The 1,995-nt window shown below is 74.0% G+C and carries 1 protein-coding gene; it reads left to right on the forward strand.

Annotated features, from left to right (window positions below; translation table 11 throughout):
• A partial coding sequence (locus ACT84W_RS09835) for a PD-(D/E)XK nuclease family protein (protein WP_444329080.1) occupies positions 1–1,995 on the forward strand: 1,995 nt, incomplete at both ends.

Consider the following 1,995-nt stretch of genomic DNA (forward strand, 5'->3'; position numbering starts at 1 on the left):
GGCCGGACGAGCCTTCCTGGAGCTCATCGACGGGGTCTCGTGCCTCGTCGGTCTGCTGGAGGGCTGGCCCGCGCCCGTCCGCCTCAAGAACAAGGACCTTCGCGTCGAGCTGCGGGACATGTCGTGGTGGCCGCCCCGCGGGCTCTCCGACTTCCTGGCGTCGCGGATCTCGGGCGTCGACGCCTCCCGCGCCCGCGCGCTCGACGCGCGCTGGAGGGCGAACAGGCTTCTCACCCCCCAGGCCGTCCTCGACCAGCTCCAGAACGAGCGCGCGACGAGCGCGCCGTGCGCCGCCGCCGTGCGCGAGCTTCTCCGCGGGCGCGTGGGGTCGTGCGCCTCGAAGCTGCTCCAGGCGCTGCTCGGCCGGGGCGAGGGGACCGAGGAGGGCGCGCCCGTCCCCGAGGCCTTCCGCGCCGAGGCGACCGCGGTGCTCTCCCAGGCGCTCTCGGTCGGCGCCGCGCTCAAGGAGTGCGGGATCTCGTCCGACGCTGCCTCGGCGAGCCCCTCCGAGCTATCGAAGCTGCTCGACACCGCCTCCGCGGAGCAGCGCCGTCGCTCCGTGCCGCTGAGGGCGTCGCGCGAGGTCGAGGGCGCCCGGGCCGAGGCGCTCATCTGCGTCCCCTCCGCGCTCGACGCGGCCCCGCTGTCCTTCGACGCCGTGATCGTCTGCGGCCAGACCTCGGTGGAGTCGCTCGTCTCGGGCACTGACGACGCGCTCGCCGCGATCCTGCGCGCCTACGGGGCGCTGCCCGAGCGCTCGGCGATGGCGCGGGCGCGCAGATCGCTCGACCGCGCCGTCCGCGCCGCGCGGCGCACGGTGGTCCTCGAGCGCTGCCTGTTCTCGGCCGATTCCAAGGAGTGCTTCCCGAGCGTCGCTATGGGCGAGGCCCTGGCGTGCTACGGGCTTTCCGCGGACGCCTCGGCCTCCGATGTCCAAGCCGCCCTGGGCCCGGGCAGCGTGGCGTCGCGCGGCGAGACGGACGTCTGCTCCAACGCCGCGGCGACGGGGGAGGCGCCCGCGAAGGCCGCCTCCTGCCCGCCCGCGCCCGCCGGGAAGATCGATCCCGGCCTCGCCTCCTGCGTCACGCCCCCGCAGGAGGGCTCCGAGGACGCCTCGCCGCTCCTCTCGGCCTCACAGATCGAGACCTACCTCGAGTGCCCCTACAAGTGGTTCAGCCTGCGCAGGCTCAGGCTGCGAGACTCCGACGCCGGCTTCACCGGGGCCGAGACCGGCACCTTCGCCCACCGCGTGCTCGAGGTTACCCACCGCAACCTGCTCGCCTCCGCGCGCGCCGCGGCGGACGGGGACGGCGAGCTCGCTCGCCTCGAGCGCGAGGAGGAGGACGGGATGCAGTCCGAGGCCTACGTCGCCTGCGCCGAGCGCCTCGTCGCGCTCGCGCAGGAGGCCCCCTCGGCCCGCCTGGCGGGGTCCCGCGTTGACCTGGACACGCTTGGGGCCGCCCGCGACTTGATGTCGCGTGAGTTCGACGGGCACCTCGCGCACCAGTTCCAGCTCACTAAGGGAAAGAGGCCCAAGCCCCAGGCCCTCGTCGCGCACACGGCCGCCGAGGAGGGCAGCGTCGCGGTGCTCCGGCGCGACCTCACGAGCCTGCTCGGCTACGAGGCGGGGATCCTCTCCGGGTTCGAGCCGCGCTTCTTCGAGTGGGGCTTCGGCAAGCGCGGGGCCTACGTCGAGTACGCGGGCGTTCAGCTCACGGGCACCGTGGACCGCATCGACGTGGACGCGCACGGCCAGGCCGCGGTCATCGACTACAAGCACAAGGGAGCGCGCGGGTTCGCGGCGGAGTACGACGCCTTCGGCAAGGAAGGCTGGGGGGCGCAGCTCGGCGCCGACGGGCTCGTCCTTCCCCGCAGGGTCCAGTCGCTGATCTACGGCCAGGTGGTCCGCCGCGCGTTCCCGCAGCTCAAGGTGGTCTCGTCGGTGTACTTGTGCACCAAGCCCGGCCATGAGCTCGCAGGAGCCGTCGACGCGGA

This window comes from Paratractidigestivibacter sp., from assembly GCF_052362415.1.
Classification (GTDB): domain Bacteria; phylum Actinomycetota; class Coriobacteriia; order Coriobacteriales; family Atopobiaceae; genus Paratractidigestivibacter.